The organism is Litchfieldella rifensis (genome assembly GCF_042646605.1).
Taxonomy (GTDB): Bacteria; Pseudomonadota; Gammaproteobacteria; order Pseudomonadales; family Halomonadaceae; genus Litchfieldella; species Litchfieldella rifensis.
The window spans coordinates 17,247-32,125 of record NZ_JBHRUG010000019.1 but is presented as its reverse complement, the minus strand read 5'-3'; the positions used below and the strand labels follow the sequence as shown (position 1 = coordinate 32,125).

Annotated in this window: 18 protein-coding genes; 11 read left to right on the top strand and 7 right to left on the bottom strand. The window is 64.5% G+C overall.

Annotation, left to right across the window (positions count from 1 at the left end; all coding sequences use genetic code 11):
* On the top strand, window positions 1-730 hold a 730-nt coding region (locus ACFOEV_RS09475; protein WP_386773231.1), incomplete at its 5' end, for a 16S rRNA (uracil(1498)-N(3))-methyltransferase.
* Between the two features lie 106 nt (window positions 731-836).
* Here the strand turns inward: ACFOEV_RS09475 and ACFOEV_RS09470 are convergent.
* Window positions 837-1,124: a GYD domain-containing protein gene (locus ACFOEV_RS09470; RefSeq protein ID WP_189466646.1), complete on the bottom strand. Its 288-nt coding sequence runs from the start codon at window positions 1,122-1,124 to the stop codon at window positions 837-839.
* A 168-nt stretch (window positions 1,125-1,292) separates the two neighbouring features.
* On the opposite strand from ACFOEV_RS09470, the gene ACFOEV_RS09465 reads away from it, so the two are divergent.
* The 7 genes from ACFOEV_RS09465 (at window position 1,293) to ruvX (ending at window position 6,176) form a co-directional block, all read left to right on the top strand.
* Window positions 1,293-1,427, top strand: coding sequence for a hypothetical protein (locus ACFOEV_RS09465; RefSeq protein WP_386773229.1), 135 nt, complete (start codon window positions 1,293-1,295; stop codon window positions 1,425-1,427).
* The gene (gene folD, locus ACFOEV_RS09460; RefSeq protein ID WP_386773227.1) at window positions 1,402-2,298 is read left to right on the top strand and encodes a bifunctional methylenetetrahydrofolate dehydrogenase/methenyltetrahydrofolate cyclohydrolase FolD; all 897 of its coding nucleotides are present in this window, start codon (window positions 1,402-1,404) and stop codon (window positions 2,296-2,298) included. The genes ACFOEV_RS09465 and folD overlap by 26 nt, the downstream gene beginning before the upstream one ends.
* Before the next feature lie 133 nt (window positions 2,299-2,431).
* Window positions 2,432-3,166, top strand: a complete 735-nt coding sequence (locus tag ACFOEV_RS09455) for a CvfB family protein (RefSeq protein WP_386773225.1) — start codon at window positions 2,432-2,434, stop codon at window positions 3,164-3,166.
* Window positions 3,167-3,242: 76 nt separating this feature from the next.
* Window positions 3,243-4,205 carry a glutathione synthase gene (gene gshB / locus ACFOEV_RS09450; RefSeq protein ID WP_386773223.1) on the top strand — a complete coding sequence of 321 codons (963 nt, stop codon included), beginning with the start codon at window positions 3,243-3,245 and terminating at the stop codon, window positions 4,203-4,205.
* 19 nt (window positions 4,206-4,224) lie between these two features.
* Window positions 4,225-5,118, top strand: a complete 894-nt coding sequence (locus tag ACFOEV_RS09445) for an energy transducer TonB (RefSeq protein WP_386773221.1) — start codon at window positions 4,225-4,227, stop codon at window positions 5,116-5,118.
* A gap of 34 nt (window positions 5,119-5,152) precedes the next feature.
* The gene (locus ACFOEV_RS09440; RefSeq protein WP_386773219.1) at window positions 5,153-5,710 is read left to right on the top strand and encodes a YqgE/AlgH family protein; all 558 of its coding nucleotides are present in this window, start codon (window positions 5,153-5,155) and stop codon (window positions 5,708-5,710) included.
* 19 nt (window positions 5,711-5,729) lie between these two features.
* Window positions 5,730-6,176 carry a Holliday junction resolvase RuvX gene (gene ruvX / locus ACFOEV_RS09435; protein WP_386773217.1) on the top strand — a complete coding sequence of 149 codons (447 nt, stop codon included), beginning with the start codon at window positions 5,730-5,732 and terminating at the stop codon, window positions 6,174-6,176.
* A 34-nt stretch (window positions 6,177-6,210) separates the two neighbouring features.
* Here the strand turns inward: ruvX and ACFOEV_RS09430 are convergent, their stop codons facing one another.
* The 4 genes from ACFOEV_RS09430 to uraD form a co-directional block, all read right to left on the bottom strand.
* Window positions 6,211-6,858 (bottom strand): hypothetical protein, encoded by a 648-nt coding sequence (locus ACFOEV_RS09430; RefSeq protein ID WP_386773215.1) that lies wholly within the window; start codon window positions 6,856-6,858, stop codon window positions 6,211-6,213.
* Between the two features lie 165 nt (window positions 6,859-7,023).
* Window positions 7,024-8,058 carry an aspartate carbamoyltransferase gene (locus ACFOEV_RS09425; RefSeq protein WP_386773213.1) on the bottom strand — a complete coding sequence of 345 codons (1,035 nt, stop codon included), beginning with the start codon at window positions 8,056-8,058 and terminating at the stop codon, window positions 7,024-7,026.
* An 86-nt stretch (window positions 8,059-8,144) separates the two neighbouring features.
* A complete protein-coding gene (locus ACFOEV_RS09420; protein WP_386773211.1) occupies window positions 8,145-8,981 on the bottom strand; it encodes an IclR family transcriptional regulator in 837 nt (278 codons plus the stop codon).
* A 103-nt stretch (window positions 8,982-9,084) separates the two neighbouring features.
* A complete protein-coding gene (gene uraD / locus ACFOEV_RS09415; protein ID WP_386773209.1) occupies window positions 9,085-9,609 on the bottom strand; it encodes a 2-oxo-4-hydroxy-4-carboxy-5-ureidoimidazoline decarboxylase in 525 nt (174 codons plus the stop codon).
* Window positions 9,610-9,762: 153 nt separating this feature from the next.
* On the opposite strand from uraD, the gene uraH reads away from it, so the two are divergent.
* The 3 genes from uraH to ACFOEV_RS09400 all read left to right on the top strand — a co-directional run bounded on the left by uraH (window position 9,763) and on the right by ACFOEV_RS09400 (window position 12,255).
* Window positions 9,763-10,116 (top strand): hydroxyisourate hydrolase, encoded by a 354-nt coding sequence (gene uraH / locus ACFOEV_RS09410; RefSeq protein WP_386773207.1) that lies wholly within the window; start codon window positions 9,763-9,765, stop codon window positions 10,114-10,116.
* A 93-nt stretch (window positions 10,117-10,209) separates the two neighbouring features.
* Window positions 10,210-11,415 (top strand): urate hydroxylase PuuD, encoded by a 1,206-nt coding sequence (locus tag ACFOEV_RS09405; protein WP_386773205.1) that lies wholly within the window; start codon window positions 10,210-10,212, stop codon window positions 11,413-11,415.
* An 87-nt stretch (window positions 11,416-11,502) separates the two neighbouring features.
* Complete coding sequence (locus ACFOEV_RS09400) at window positions 11,503-12,255, top strand: GntR family transcriptional regulator (RefSeq protein ID WP_386773203.1); 753 nt, start codon at window positions 11,503-11,505, stop codon at window positions 12,253-12,255.
* A gap of 76 nt (window positions 12,256-12,331) precedes the next feature.
* Here ACFOEV_RS09400 and ACFOEV_RS09395 read toward each other — a convergent pair whose 3' ends face one another.
* Together ACFOEV_RS09395 and ACFOEV_RS09390 are read right to left on the bottom strand one after the other, a co-directional pair.
* The gene (locus ACFOEV_RS09395) at window positions 12,332-13,786 is read right to left on the bottom strand and encodes an NCS1 family nucleobase:cation symporter-1 (protein WP_386773201.1); all 1,455 of its coding nucleotides are present in this window, start codon (window positions 13,784-13,786) and stop codon (window positions 12,332-12,334) included.
* 165 nt (window positions 13,787-13,951) lie between these two features.
* On the bottom strand, window positions 13,952-14,879 hold a 928-nt coding region (locus ACFOEV_RS09390), incomplete at its 5' end, for a cytosine permease (protein ID WP_386773199.1).

Here is a 14,879-nt window from a genome sequence, read left to right as displayed (position 1 = left end):
TGCACCGCGCATCCATGTCGCCGCCGACTTTGCCGTCGGCGGCGACCTTGTTCTGCCCGAAGGCGCGGCACGCCACATTGCCCTGGTGCTGCGCCTGCGCGAGGGCGCCGAACTGACCCTGTTCGACGGTCGCGGCCAGGAAGCCCGAGCCGTGCTGGTCGAGGCCGGCCGCAAGCGTGTCGCGGTGCGCATTGACGCCACCGGGCCCGGGATGGCCGAGTCGCCGCTGGCGGTGCACCTCGGCCAGGCGGTTTCCAAGGGCGAGCGCATGGACTATGCCATCCAGAAGGCCGTGGAGCTGGGTGTCACCGCTATCACGCCGCTGTATACCGAACACGGCGACGTGCGCCTCAAGGGCGAGCGTCAGGCGAAAAAGCTCGCTCACTGGCAGGCGGTCGCGGCCAGCGCCTGCGAGCAGTGCGGTCGCGCTGTCGTCCCGTCCATACATCCCCCCGTGATGCTCAGCGAATGGCTCGCCGGTCGTGATGAGCCGTTGCGCCTGGTGCTGCACCCCACTACCGAAGGCGGCCTCGAGCGGCACGCTTCGCCCTCTTCGGCTGCCCTGCTGATCGGCCCCGAAGGGGGGCTTTCCTCCCGGGAAGTCGCTGCCGCGCTGGCATCAAGCTTTGCTCCCCTCACCCTCGGCCCGCGCATCCTGCGCACCGAAACCGCTCCCGTGGTGGCTTTGACGCTGCTGCAGTATCATTTCGGCGATCTGGGGCAACCTTGAGTGGTCCCTGCCGTTACGGCGACCCGGACATGGTGTGCCGTTCCTGATTCCCGCTCGGACCGAGACAGGGACGTTCCCGCCCCGGCCCTGCGCAACTTCACGACCTTCACATTGCCTCAAGGAACTCCTTCCACGGTGTCGCAAGCAGCGTTTCCGTGCTGCCGTGGCCATACGAGCGAATGATCATGGCCGCCCGCTCCACCTCCTTGGGGTCATTGCTCTCCACCACATCGATGACGTCGAATTGTCCCAGTGTGGCGTAGCTGTCCTTCCAATCGACCCCTGGGCAGCGTTCCTTGATCTTTTCCTTCACGGTCTTCGCGATCGTCTTCAATTCGGCGGGGTCCGACACCGCCGTCGGTTCCAGGCGGGTAAGAATCAGATACGTGGCCATGTCGGGTACCTCCCATCTCCGCGACTCATGCGTTTGAGGGTATTAACCTTGTCGGATCAGGATGAATCGGCCTCCGTGCCCTGTATCGATGCTTGTCCATGACACAAGCATAGATGCTCCATCGGGCAGTGGGCTTGAGCCCTCCAAGGTTTCGTGCGATACCCTAGGGTGGTAACCGCCGATCTGGACGAAGGACCGATCATCGAGCAGGATGTGCAGCGCGTCGACCATGCGGCCATGGCCATTAAACCCCTCCTCGAACACCGGATTCTGCTCAATGACGATCGCACCATCATCTTCTGACAAGCCACGCATTCTCGATGGCAAGCGGACGGCGAGCGCTCTCGTCGATGAGGTGCGCGAGACCGTCGAACGCGAAGGGCTCACTCCGGGGCTGGCGGTAGTGCTGGTCGGTGACGATCCGGCCAGTCAGGTCTATGTGCGCAACAAGGGGCGGCGCGCCGAGGCGTGCGGCTTCCTCTCGCGCCAGTACGACCTGCCGGCCACAACCACCCAAGCCGATCTCCTGGCGTTGATCGAGTCGCTCAATAGCGATCCTGATATCCACGGCATTCTCGTGCAGTTGCCGCTGCCGGCACAGATCGATGCCGACCGCGTGATCCAGGCGATTGCGCCCGACAAGGACGTCGACGGCTTCCACTACCTCAACGTGGGCCGCCTGGCGACCGGCACCATCGATGCCGCGCTACTGCCCTGCACGCCCAAGGGCGCCCTGCATCTGATCGAACAGGTGTTGGGGGCCGATCTTAGCGGCAAGCGGGCGGTGGTCATCGGCCGCTCCAATATCGTTGGCAAACCGATGGCCAGTCTGCTGCTGGCACGCAACGCCACCGTGACCGTGATACACAGCCGCACGCCGTCACCGGCGGAGATCTGTCGTCAGGCGGACATCGTGGTCGCGGCGGTGGGCGTGCCCGGATTGGTCACCGGCGACTGGATCAAGCCCGGCGCGGTGGTGATCGACGTCGGCATCAACCGTGTCGAGGGCGAAGACGGCAAGGGGAAACTGGTCGGGGATGTCGATTTCGACGCGGTCGCGCCGCTGGCTTCGGCCATCACCCCGGTACCGGGTGGGGTCGGGCCGATGACCATCGCCATGCTGATGCACAACACCCTGCAGGCGGCGAGGCGTCGATCAGCACCATCCTCCTGAGCGCAACGTCTAGCGGTGAGATGGGCTATGAGCCTATCGGGTCGCAGGACGACTATCCGGGGCCTGACTCGAGGCTTTGCCCGTGACGGCTTCACGGTCGCATAATGGGCCGACATCCTCGCAGGAAACCACCATGTCCCGGTCATTCAAGGATCACCCCACTGCTTCAGGTCCGCGCGCCCCGTTTTCTGCTGGCGGTCGAGACGGTGCCGATCGCTCACCCCTGGCGCATCCCGGCCAGGTGGCTTATCTCCAGGTGGTGACGGTCAACGATACCGGCGCCTTCCTCGACTGGGGGCAGCCCAAGGATCTGCTGCTGCCCTATGGCGAGCAGCGCTTCCGGCCCGAGCCCGGCAAGCGGGTGCTGGTCATGGTCTATGAGGACGATCGTGGCCGCCCGGTGGCCTCTCAGCGGCTCGACCGTTTCATCCAGGACGCGGCATCGGGACTGGCGACGGGAGACAAGGTCGAACTGATGATCGCCGAGCGCACCGAGCTGGGCGTCAAGGCGGTGGTCGACCACCGCTTCTGGGGGCTGCTCTATCACGACGACCTGCCCCAGGCGCCGCGTCGTGGCCAGCGGTTGACCGCCTATGTGAAGCGCGTGCGTGACGACGGCCGGTTGGACCTGTCGCTGCTGCCGCCCGGCGCGGCCAGACTGGATATGGTGGGCGACAAGGTGCTCGAACTCCTGCGCTGCAACCACGGCTATCTGGCGCTCTCCGACAAGAGCCCGGCCGCCGAGGTCAAGGCGCGCCTGGGCGTGAGCAAGAGCGCCTTCAAGCAGGCCATCGGCCGGCTCTACAAGAAGCGCCTGATCGTCATCGAGACCGAGGGTATCCGGTTGCTGGCGGAGCAAGAGGACTGAGCGCCTACCTTGGTCTTCTTCTTCGCCCTGCGGCATACTGCGCTCATTATTCCCCTTTCGTGGAAGGCCGCCTGAAATGCGTCAACGCCCTCTCAAGGTCGGCGTGGTCATGGATACCATCGCCGATATCGCCTACAAGAAGGACACCACTCTGGCCATGCTGTGGGCCGCCCAGGCGCGTGGCTGGTCGCTGCACTACATGGAGCAGGAGGACCTGTTCCTGCAGGATGGCCATGCCTGGGGGCGGCTACGCGATCTCGAGGCATTCCGCGACCCCGAACGCTGGTATCGCCTGGGGGAGCCGCGAGTCGCGCCGCTGACCGAACTCGATGTGATCCTGATGCGCAAGGATCCCCCGGTCGATAGCCACTTCCTCAATGCCGTGCACCTGCTGGGCTTCGCCGAGCGTGACGGCGTGCTGGTGGTCAATCCCACCCGGGCGCTGCTGGAGTGCAACGAGAAGCTGTTCGCCCAGCAGTTTCCGCAGTGCTGCACGCCGACCCTGGTGTCCTGCAGCGAGCCGGTATTGCGGGCCTTCCACGCCGAACATGGCGACGTGATCTTCAAGCCGCTGGATGGCATGGGCGGCAGCGGTATCTTTCATGTGCGCCCCGAAGGCCGCAACCTGGGCGCGATCATCGAGACGCTCACCGAGCGCGGCAAGCGCCAGATCATGGCCCAGCGCTATATCCCCGAGATCACCGACGGCGACACCCGGATCCTGTTGATCGACGGCGAGCCGGTGCCCTACGGCCTGGCACGTGTGCCGATGGCCGGCGAAACGCGTGGCAACCTGGCTGCCGGAGGACGTGGCGTCAGTCGCGAGTTGACCGAACGCGATCACTGGCTGGTCGAACAGGTCAGGCCGATGATCCGCGAGAAGGGATTGGTATTCGTCGGCCTCGACGTGATCGGCGATTACATCACCGAGATCAATGTCACCAGCCCGACCTGCGTGCGCGAGATCGACGATCAGCGCGGCACCGATATCGGTGGCATGCTGATGGAGGCCATCGCGCAGCATCGGGCATCGATGTAGGCGCGGTCGGGGAATCGCCATGGCGCTATCGATCACCGACCCGATCCACTATTCGCCGGTGACCCGGCCGCACCGTCGCTGGTTGGCCTGGGCGCTGTCGGTGTTGCTGCACGTGTTATTGATCGGGGGGGTGGCGCACTGGCGATTCGCGCCCGCGCCGCCGGTGGAGCGCACCAGCCTGGATGTGGAGCTGGTGACCCGCCCTGCGGTGGCGCCGGAGGCGGCCGCGGCCATCGCCGCGCTTAATCAGCAGGCCAGTGGCGATGAGGCCGATGTGCCGCCCGCTGAACGGGCGGCAGCCAGCCACGAGACGCCGGCTGTAGCGGTGCCCGATGATGTCATCGGGCGGGTGGCCGAGGCCGAGCCGGTGGTGACCGAGCCACAGGAACCGGCAGCCGACGAAGCGCCAAGCGTGCCGGAGCCGGATGGGGCGTTGCCATCGCCGCCAGCGTCCCAGGCCAACGGGGCGCCGGCGGCTTCCGTTCCCCGCGCGCGTGGGCGTGATTTGCTGGCCCAGGCCACCTCGAGCATTCGCGGACAGGGCTTCGAGACGCGTCACGCGGGTCCGCTGGACGAGGACCCCAGTCGGCGGGCTGCCCGGCAAGCCGCCGAGGCGCGTTATATCGACCAGTGGACGCGTCGCGTCGAGGATTATGGCAACCGTGTCTACCCGGCACCGGCCCACCTCAGTGGGCAGTTGCGTATTCGCGTGGTGATCGGTCGGGAGGGTCAGCTCCTGCAAGCAGAGGTGGTACAATCGTCAGGACATTCCGAACTCGATCAGGCGGCGCTGGATACCGTGCACGGTGCGGCGCCTTATCGGCCCTTCGATCGCGGCATGGCCGGTCTCGACAGCCTGTCCATCTCCCGCGTCTGGCGCTTCGGAAACGGCAACAATTTCGGCGTGCAATAGGGGCATGGCTTCGCCCCTGCCGCCTGGGAGGCCCATGCAAAGCTTGCAACATCATTTCCTGCTGGCGATGCCTCATCTCGAGGACCCCAATTTCGCCGGTAGCCTCAGCTACCTGTGCGATCATGACGATAACGGCACCATGGGCGTGATCGTCAACCGCCCCCTCGACCTGAGCCTGGACGCGCTGTTCGAACAGCTCGACCTCGGAGGGGACGACAGCCCGCATCGCGATGCGCCGGTGTACTATGGCGGTCCGGTGCACAAGGACCGCGGTTTCATCCTGCATCGTGGCAGCAGCCAGCCCTGGGATTCGAGCATCCAGGTGGCCGAGGATATCGCCCTGACCACCTCCATGGACATGCTGCAGGCGCTCGCCGCCGGGCAGGGACCGAAGGACTTCCTGGTGTGTCTGGGGTGCTCCGGCTGGGAAGCCGGGCAGCTCGAGTACGAGCTCAAGGAGAACGCCTGGCTGACGGTGGAGGGGCGTGCCGATATCCTCTTCGACGTGCCGCCGGAGCAGCGGCTGCATGCCGCCGCCGGCATCCTGGGGATCGATCTGAACCTGATGAGCCGCGATGCGGGGCACTCATGACCATGGCAGGGCAGCGTTGATGGCCGAAGCAGGACAACGGCTGGTGCTGGCCTTCGATTTCGGTGTGCGGCGTATCGGCGTGGCGGTGGGTAACGAAATGGTCGGCCGTGCCACGGCGCTGGAGCCGTTGCCGGCACGCGACGGCATTCCCGACTGGAGCCTTGTCACCCGGCTGGTGGACGAATGGCGGCCGGACCTGTTCGTGGTTGGCCTGCCGCTGAACATGGACGGCAGCGAGTCCGAGATGAGTACCCGGGCGCGCAAGTTCGGCAAGCGCCTGTATGGCCGTTACGGCAAGCCCTGCGAGATGATCGACGAGCGCGGCTCGACCCGTGAGGCCAAGGCCATCGCCCGCGAAGCCGGTCACCGCGGCAACTACCGCGAGGAGGGCGTCGACGGGCTGGCCGCCCAGTTGATTCTGGAGAGCTTCTTCGCGCTCCGCGAAGGGCTGTCGCCCCGCCCATGAACGGCGCAAGGCGGCAGAGCGGGCCGCTGTGTGGTTACGCAGCGCTCGCGGAGCCGCTAGCATACTTGCGACCGAAGTCCCCTACCGTGATGCAGGTGTACTTCTCGATGAAGAAGGCCAATGTCGAGAGGCTCGAGAAGTGCGCTTCGAAGCGTTCTTCCGCTTCTCCCCGCGCCCTGACCACGCCGGCGCGATAGCGCTCCCCGACCATTGACACATTGACGATGGCCTGCCTGTCCTGTTCTTGTTTCTCCAAGATCAGTTCCGGCTGCCGGGACAGCAGCTCGCCCAGTACTCGGCCGCCTTCGATCTCCTCGGGTGTGGCCCAGAGGTCCTGGTCGCGATCACCGTACCGGTGCAGGATGAAGATCAGCAGTGCGGAAAACACAGCGCTGGCCAGCAGCCAGGTGATGTCGACGGTGGACAGCGAGGCCGTGAACGTCGCCACGAGTTGCACTACGACGCCAGTGCCCACCAGGTAGGCGAACGGCCGCCATAAGCGCGGATTGAGAAAGCCCTTGTCGAGGATATAGCCCCATAGCCCGATCACCGTCAGGGCACCAACCGCCACCTGTACCAGCGACATGGGGGAGCCGGCCCCGATCAGCAAGGCGGCGGCGCCCAGCAGGACAAGCAGACTGTAGAAGATACCCAGCAGGATATAGGCCCGGTTCAGGTTCATTGGCGCAACTCCTCCCCTTCGCGACTGGCAGTCGGTCGGATCGTCGACTCGGAATCGATACGGGTTGTCCCAACGTGGGCCAAAGGCAAGCAGCCCTCCCCGCTCGCGGCAGTCTGGCATATGCCGCCGTGCCGCGCAGCCATCCAAAAGTCTACCAAGCGGCCGTCAGATGGGTTGAGTATCGTCGACGCCGATCTTCTTCGGCACGAACCAGCGCACCTCGCGCAAGTCTTTTTCGATCAGTTCCTCCACCTTCAGCAGGGTGGCGAAAATCGCCATGCGCACGGGGATACCGTTGTCGGTCTGGCGGAAGATCGCCAGACGCGGGTCACCGTTCAGGTCCACATCGAGATCGTTGGCATCGGGGCGGCTGTCGCGCGGCAGCGGATGCATGACGATGGTGTCGCGTCCGCAGCGCTGGTCCATGAAGACGCGATCGACGGTGAAGCCCCGCGACAGCACGCCGAAGCTCTCGTTCATCTCTTCGGTGAAGCGCTCCTTCTGGATGCGCGTGGTGTAGACCACATCGAGGTCCGAGAAGTCGCTGGCCAGGCTGTCGCGCTGCTCGACCCGGTGGCCGCGGGAAACCACCAGATCGACCAGCGTGGAGGGCATTTCCAGTCCCGGTGGTGCGACCAGGGTGATACGCATGGGAGCGTACAGCGACAGCAGCTTGATCAACGAGTGCACGGTGCGGCCGTACTTGAGGTCGCCGGTGAGCAGGATATGGGCGCCGGCGAGCGATTTGCCGAGCCGGGTGAACTCCTTGTCGATGGTGTAGAGGTCTAGTAGCGCCTGACTGGGGTGCTCGCCGGGGCCGTCGCCGCCGTTGATCACCGGCACGTGGGTCGCCGCGGCGAATTCCGCCACCGAGCCCTGCTCGGGATGACGCATGACGATGGCATCGCAGTAGCCGCTCATCACCCGGCTGGTGTCGTAGAGCGACTCGCCCTTGGCCATTGACGAGAAGGTGAAGCCGGTGGTGTCGCAGACACTGCCACCCAGCCGGCAGAAGGCGGCATGGAAGCTCACCCGCGTGCGCGTGCTGGCCTCAAAGAACAGGTTGCCGAGCACCGCGCCTTCCAGCACCCGAGTGATCTTGCGGCGCTGGGCAATCGGTTCCATGCGCGAAGCGACGCGCAGCAGGTGATCGACCTGGTCACGGGATAGCGAATCGACGGACAGCAGATGGGGACTCATCGAGGGCCTCGTAGTGCGGCAATGGAATTGGCGTTAGTGTAACCGCCAACACCCTGCGCATCACGGGCCCACGGCTCTTTATGGACTCAGTAGTCGCTCGCAGATGGCAACCGGCCACCGAGCTGGGTGGTGATCTCGCGCGCGGCGCGGCCGACCAGGCCGCCGAGTTCGGCCAGGCGCGATTCGGGAATGCGTGCCACCGGCCCGGAGACCGAGATCGCCGCCAGCGGGAATCCCTGTTCGTCGTGGATCGAGGCCGCCACGCAGTGCAGGCCCACGGCGTGCTCCTCGCGGTCGCAGGCGTAGCCTTGACGGCGAATCTCGGCCAAGCCCTCGCGCAGGCGAGCCGGGGTATCGATGGTATTGTCGGTGACCCGCGGCAGGCCTCGCGCCTGCAGGATGCGCTCGATCTCCTTGTCCGGCAGCCAGGCGAGCAGCGCCTTGCCGACCCCGGAGGCATGCATCGGGGCGCGCGAGCCGAGCCGGGTGATCATGCGCATCATCTGCGGCGATTCGCTCTGGGCCAGGAACACTGCCATGCCGTCGTCGCGAATGCCGAGGTTGGCCGATTCGCCGGTTTCCTCGGTCAGGCGGCGCAGGAAGGGCCGGGCGGTGGCCACGAAGTCGCGCGCTTCCAGGAAGGTGTTGCCGATCTGGAAGGTCTTGACGCCGATCTTCCACAGGCCGAGTTCGGCATCCTGGGAAATGAATCCCTGCTTGTGCAGGGCCTGAAGCAGGCGATGGGTGGTGGAAGGCGCCAGGCCGACGATCTGTGCGATATCCGACAAGCCCAGGCCGCCCGGCGCCGCCGCTAGCCCCTCGAGGATGTTGAGCCCACGAACCAGCGACTGGCTGTGGCCACCGCTGCTCTTGCCCGACCCTGCGGGGCGGCCCACTGGTTTGCGTTTGGTCTCCGTCGTCACGCCTTCGTCTCCCACGCTATCGCCAACATGCGTTCGTCTCTGCGCCCTAGCATACACGCTCGTCGGCTGCCTGTCGTGGGGACGGAAATTCGTTCCATTCCGTTTATGCAACACGGTCCTCGAGTCGCAGGCGGGCGATGCGGTTGATCTGTTCGATGGCGGTGCGCCGCTCCTCGTCGGGGCTGTTGTGCAGCCGTGTTTCGAAGGCCGCCAGGATGGCATGGCGATCGTTGCCCCTGACCGCCATCACGAAGGGAAAGCCGAAACGGGCCTTATAGGCGTCATTCAATCGCTCGAAGCGCGCCAGCTCTTCCGGGGTGCACTGGTCGAGACCGGCGCCGGCCTGCTCGCGAGTCGAGTCGTCGGTCAGGTCGCCAGCCAGGGCGGCCTTGCCGGCCAGGTCCGGGTGGGCGCGAATCACCTCGAGCTGGCGTTCGGCGCTGGCAGCGGCGAGCACGGCTCCCATGGCCGAAGCCAGGCCGGAAGGGGTGTCCTGGTCGTGCGTCAGGCCATTGTCCCAAGTCTCCTCGGCGACCCACGGCGAGTGCTCGTAGATGTCACCGAAGCGGCCGACGAAGTCGGCGCGGTCGAGGGTGCTGGGGCGAGGGGTCAGGGTCTTGTCGCTCATCGCGGGTGTCTCCTTGGCGGGCGTTAGGGGCGGTTATCGGTGATGCGATACACTAACTGTATACAAAAAAACTTTGAAATGTACTCTTTTTAGAGCTAAAACTGTCTTCATGAGGATGGGATACAGCCTACACCATAATAACGGGAGAGCCCTATGGGACGCTTGACGACACACATACTGGATACCGCACTGGGCCGTCCCGGCCATGGCATCCGGGTCGAAGTCTTTCGCCTGGAAGGCGAGCGCCGTACCCGCCTGGCCGAGGTGATGACCAACGACGACGGCCGTTGCGATGCGCCGATCCTCGAAGGCGACGACTTCACGGTGGGCGAATATGAACTGCTGTTCCACGCCGGCGAGTACCTGCAGCGCCAAGGCGTCCCGGGGCGTGACCCACGCTTCCTGGATCGCATCCCGCTGCGTTTCGGCGTGGCCGATGCCGATGAGCATTACCATGTGCCGCTGTTGCTCTCTCCGTACAGTTACTCCACCTACCGTGGCAGCTAGGGAAGCGTCAGGCCTTCGTTCGCCGACTTTCCACCAGGTCCCGGCTTGCCCTTCCCTGAGTGAACAATAACCGCATAAGACGAGAGCCAAGTTATGGAAGCCTACCTCCTCGATTTCACCAACATGTTGCTGCGATGGCTGCACGTCATCGCGGCGATCGCCTGGATCGGTGAATCGATCTACTTCGTGATGCTGGATAACAGCCTGACCCCCCCCCGGGACGAAAGTACCCGCAAGAAGGGGGTGTTCGGGGAAATGTGGGCCGTACATGGCGGCGGCTTCTACCACAACCAGAAATATGCCACCAGTCCGGAAACACTGCCCAGCGATCTGCACTGGTCGTTCTGGAAGTCCTATACCACCTGGCTGTCGGGGTTCGCCCTGTTCGTCCTGCTGTACATGACCAATCCCGGTTTCTATCTGGTCGACCCCAACAGCAACTGGGAATGGGCCGCCAGCATGACGGGGTGGCAAGCCAACGTCACGGCGCTGGTGTTCCTGCTGTTGGGCTGGGTCGTCTATAACGAGATGTGCAAGCGCATCAGCCCCAACATGGAACGTGACGGCATCCTGAGCCTGGCCGTGGCGGTGCTGATGGTGGCCGTCGCCTACCTGAGCACGCAGATCTTCGCGGGGCGCGCCGCCTTCCTGCTGACCGGTGCGGTGATGGCCACCGCGATGTCGGCCAATGTGTTCTTCTGGATCATTCCCGGCCAGCGTCGCATGGTCAAGGCGATGGAAGCCGGTGAGGCGCCCAACCCGTTGGATGGCAAGCGCGGCAAGCAGCGCTCCGTGCACAACACCTACTTCACCCTGCCGGTGGTGTTGCTGATGCTGAGCAATCACTACTCGTTCATGTACAGCCATGAACTGTCGTGGGTCATCATGTCGCTGTTCATCTTCGCCGGTGCCTTGATCCGTCAGTTCTTCGTCGTGATGCACAGCGGCAAGATCCAGCCGGCTTACCCCGCTGCGGGAGTGGCATTGGTTCTGGTCAGCGTGTGGCTGGCGGCGCCTTCCGGCCCGGCGGCTTCCGATGCCGTGGCCGCCGCCGAAGGGCCAACGCTGGACGAGGTGCATGCCATCGTCACCGAGCGTTGTGTGGCATGCCATTCACAGCAACCGACCCAGCCGGGCTTTTCTTCCCCCCCTGCCGGCGTGGTGTATGACACCCCGGATCAGCTGCTGCGCCAGAGCCAGAAAACCAAGCAGGTCGTCACCAGCGGCTACATGCCGTTGGGCAACATGACCAATATGACGCAGAAAGAGCGGGATACCATCGCCGCTTGGGAGGAGTGAACGGCCGGCGTGGCAGTCGTCGTCGTCCGGGTAAAGCGTATACAATGATGATCTGGACGAACGGAACCTGAAGCGAGGAGTGCGGCCATGAGTCAGCGCCAGCAATTGTCCGATGACAAGGCGGTCCCTGTTAACCAGGCAGCGACCAAGCGCCGGGGCAAGGACGGTGACGGTGCCGAACGTCATGACGCCATCTACCGCTCGATCAGCGATGCCATCATCGAGCATCGCCTGAAGCCGGGAGCACGTCTGCGCGAGGACGCCCTGTCCGAGGTATTCGGCGTCAGCCGTACCGGAATCCGCAAGATTCTGCAGCGTCTGGCCCTGGAGCAGATGGTCACGCTGACGCCGCGACGCGGTGCCAGCGTGACCCGCCCCACCGCCGACGAGGCCAAGGACGTCTTCGACGCGCGCCAGATGGTCGAGTGCGGCCTGATGGAAGCGGCGGCGCGCAATATCACCGCCACCGACGTGCATGAACTTCGCGACATGGCGACCCGCGAGCGCCAGGCCCTGCGTGCCGGCGAGCAGAGCACGGCGATCAAGCTGTCGGCGGCCTTTCACGAGCGCCTGGCCAAGCTCTCCGGCAACGCCACCCTGGCCGAGTTCGTCGCTCGGCTGTGCTCGCGCTCGTCGCTGATCCTGGCCGTCTATGGCAACACCGGCCATCTGGGCTGCGAGTCGCATGACCATGACGAGCTGATCCGTTTCCTCGAGGAGGGCAACGGCGAGCGTGCCAAGGCCTTCATGGGCCGCCATCTCAAGACCATCGAGGCGTCGCTGTCGATCGTCGAGGAAGTCGACGAGGTTCCCGATCTGCACCGCATCTTTTCCGCCTGACAAGCGAACTGCACGGACAACGCCCCGAGCCGATCGGCTCGGGGCGTTGTTTTGAGAGGCAAAGGCCGGGGGCACGCTACGGCTGGGTCGGGGCAATCATGACCTTATGGTTGCGCATCAGGAAGTAGTAGAACAGGCCGCCGAGCCCGGCGCCGATCAGCCAGGCATAGCCGGTCAGTGCCGCCAGTGCCGGGACCCACACCGAGGAGATCGAGAACAGCGCGGCCACCCCGAAGGCCAGCAGGGCCTTGCTGTTCCAGCCCTTGACGTAGTAGTAGGCACTGTCGGGGGCCGAGGAAAACATCTGTTGGATATCCAGGCGCTGCTGCCTCACCAGATAATAGTCGACCACGATGATGCCGTAGAAGGGCGCGATGATGGCCCCCAGGGCATTGACGAAGCCGGGCACGCCGATCTGGCTGATCACCGAGACCCACAGCGCGCCGATGAAGAAGGCAATGATCGCCGTGATCAGTCCCCCCATCTTGAAGCTGATCTTGCTGGGAAACAGGTTGGCCAGGTCGTAGGCCGGCGGGATGAAGTTGGCGACCAGATTGATGCCCACGGTGGCGGCGAAGAAGGTTAGCGCCGCGACGATGGTCAACGGCAGCGAATCGACGCGCTCGACGATATCCGCCGGATTGGTCAGGGCATCGCCGAACAGCACCAGGGTGCCGGCGGTGATGATCAGGGCGATGAACGAGAAGAAGGCCACGTTGAGCGGCAGGCCAAGCAGGTTGCCGAGCTTCATCTCGCGCTCGCTGCGCACGAAGCGCGAGAAATCGCCGAAGTTGATCACCACCGCGGCGAAGTAGGCGACCATGGTGCCGACGATGGCCAGGAAGGCGGCGATGGCGCTGCCGGAACGTTCGCCGCCACCGCTGAAGATAGTGTCGATGGCGGGAATCAGCTCGCTGCCGGCCTGGATCCAGACGACGATCATCAAGGCCACCATCACCAGGTAGACCAAGGGGCCGGCCCAGTTGAGAAAGTGTTTGATGCGGTCGATGCCTTGCCAGAAGATCGCGATCTGGAACACCCATACGATCACGAAGGACACCCAGGCCACGCCCGACAGCCCCAGGAACGTGCTGCCGTCGCCGGCGCCGACGAAGGCCGTGATCAATAGTGCGACCGCGGTGGAGGCGAAATAGGTCTGCACCCCGTACCAGAAGATACCGATGATCGCGCGCAGCATGGCCGGCAGGTTGGCGCCGCGCACCCCCATGCTGGCGCGGATCATCACCGGGAAGGGAACCCCATATTTGACGCTGGGCTTGCCGGTCAAGTTGACCAGCACCATCACGATGACGCCGGCCAGGATGATGGCCGCCATCACCGCCCAGCCGTTCAGGCCATAGGTCAGGAACAGCGAGGCCGCCAGGGTATAGCCGAACAGGCTCTGGATGTCGTTGGACCACACGTTGAAGATCTCGAACCACCCCCAGGAGCGCTTGCTGTGCGGTATCGGGGCCAGGTCCGCGTTATGGAGCGTCGAGTCGATGCTCTTGATTTCCAGTTCGCCGTCCATCCTGAAGCGCTCCCTGTGCTGAAGAGTTGTCTTGTTCTCTGCAGCATAAGATAGCCAGGGCGAATCCGCCTGCGATGAAGATTGCAGCGCGAGAGGTGTCGACCATCACGATACCCCCGGGCCAAGTGGCCCGGGGGTATCGTGTTCAGGGATAATAGGGACGCCTTACGGCTGGGTTGGAGCCACCGCCACCTGATGGCTGCGCATCAGGAAATGGTAGAGCAGGCCGCCGAGCCCGGCGCCGATCAGCCAGCCGTACCCATTCAGGCCACTAAGGGCGGGGATCAGCACGGTGGAGATGGAGAACAGTGCCGCCATGGCGAAGGCCAGCAGGGCCTTGCTGTTCCAGCCCTTGACATAGTAGTAAGCGCCAGCCGGATCGGAAGAGAACAACTGCTCCATGTCCAGGTGCTGACGCTTCACCAGGTAGTAGTCAACCACGATGATGCCATAGAAGGGCGCGACGACGGCCCCCAGCGCATTGACGAAGCCGGGCACGCCGATCTGGCTGATCACCGAGACCCACAGCGCGCCGACGAAGAAGGCAATGATCGCCGTGATCAGTCCCCCCATCTTGAAGCTGATCTTGCTGGGAAACAGGTTGGCCAGGTCGTAGGCCGGCGGAATGAAGTTGGCGACCAGGTTGATGCCCACGGTGGCGGCGAAGAAGGTCAGCGCCGCGACGATGGTCAGCGGCAGCGAATCGACGCGCTCGACGATATCCGCCGGATTGGTCAGCGCATCGCCGAACAGCACCAGAGTGCCGGCAGTGATGATCAGGGCGATGAACGAGAAGAAGGCCACGTTGAGCGGCAGGCCGAGCAGGTTGCCGAGCTTCATTTCGCGCTCGCTGCGCACGAAGCGGGTGAAGTCGCCGAAGTTGATCACCACCGCGGCGAAGTAGGCGACCATGGTGCCGACGATGGCCAGGAAGGCGGCAATGGAACTGCCGGAGTGCTCGCCCGAGGCGCTGAAGATGGTGGCGACGGCGGGCAGCAGCTCATCACCGGCCTGGACCCACACCACAATCATCAACGCCACCATCACCAGGTAGACCAAGGGGCCGGCCCAGTTGAGGAAGTGCTTGATGCGC

Excerpts from the sequence above, each read along its gene's own strand:
- uraH (WP_386773207.1), top strand. The coding sequence starts at position 9,763 with ATGGGACGCTTGACGACACACATACTGGATACCGCACTGGGCCGTCCC.
- ACFOEV_RS09395 (WP_386773201.1), bottom strand. The coding sequence starts at position 13,786 with ATGGACGGCGAACTGGAAATCAAGAGCATCGACTCGACGCTCCATAAC.
- ACFOEV_RS09470 (WP_189466646.1), bottom strand. The coding sequence starts at position 1,124 with ATGGCCACGTATCTGATTCTTACCCGCCTGGAACCGACGGCGGTGTCG.
- folD (WP_386773227.1), top strand. The coding sequence starts at position 1,402 with ATGACGATCGCACCATCATCTTCTGACAAGCCACGCATTCTCGATGGC.
- ACFOEV_RS09425 (WP_386773213.1), bottom strand. The coding sequence starts at position 8,058 with ATGAGTCCCCATCTGCTGTCCGTCGATTCGCTATCCCGTGACCAGGTC.
- ACFOEV_RS09445 (WP_386773221.1), top strand. The coding sequence starts at position 4,225 with ATGGCGCTATCGATCACCGACCCGATCCACTATTCGCCGGTGACCCGG.
- gshB (WP_386773223.1), top strand. The coding sequence starts at position 3,243 with ATGCGTCAACGCCCTCTCAAGGTCGGCGTGGTCATGGATACCATCGCC.
- ACFOEV_RS09430 (WP_386773215.1), bottom strand. The coding sequence starts at position 6,858 with ATGAACCTGAACCGGGCCTATATCCTGCTGGGTATCTTCTACAGTCTG.
- ACFOEV_RS09440 (WP_386773219.1), top strand. The coding sequence starts at position 5,153 with ATGCAAAGCTTGCAACATCATTTCCTGCTGGCGATGCCTCATCTCGAG.
- ruvX (WP_386773217.1), top strand. The coding sequence starts at position 5,730 with ATGGCCGAAGCAGGACAACGGCTGGTGCTGGCCTTCGATTTCGGTGTG.
- ACFOEV_RS09455 (WP_386773225.1), top strand. The coding sequence starts at position 2,432 with ATGTCCCGGTCATTCAAGGATCACCCCACTGCTTCAGGTCCGCGCGCC.
- uraD (WP_386773209.1), bottom strand. The coding sequence starts at position 9,609 with ATGAGCGACAAGACCCTGACCCCTCGCCCCAGCACCCTCGACCGCGCC.
- ACFOEV_RS09405 (WP_386773205.1), top strand. The coding sequence starts at position 10,210 with ATGGAAGCCTACCTCCTCGATTTCACCAACATGTTGCTGCGATGGCTG.
- ACFOEV_RS09400 (WP_386773203.1), top strand. The coding sequence starts at position 11,503 with ATGAGTCAGCGCCAGCAATTGTCCGATGACAAGGCGGTCCCTGTTAAC.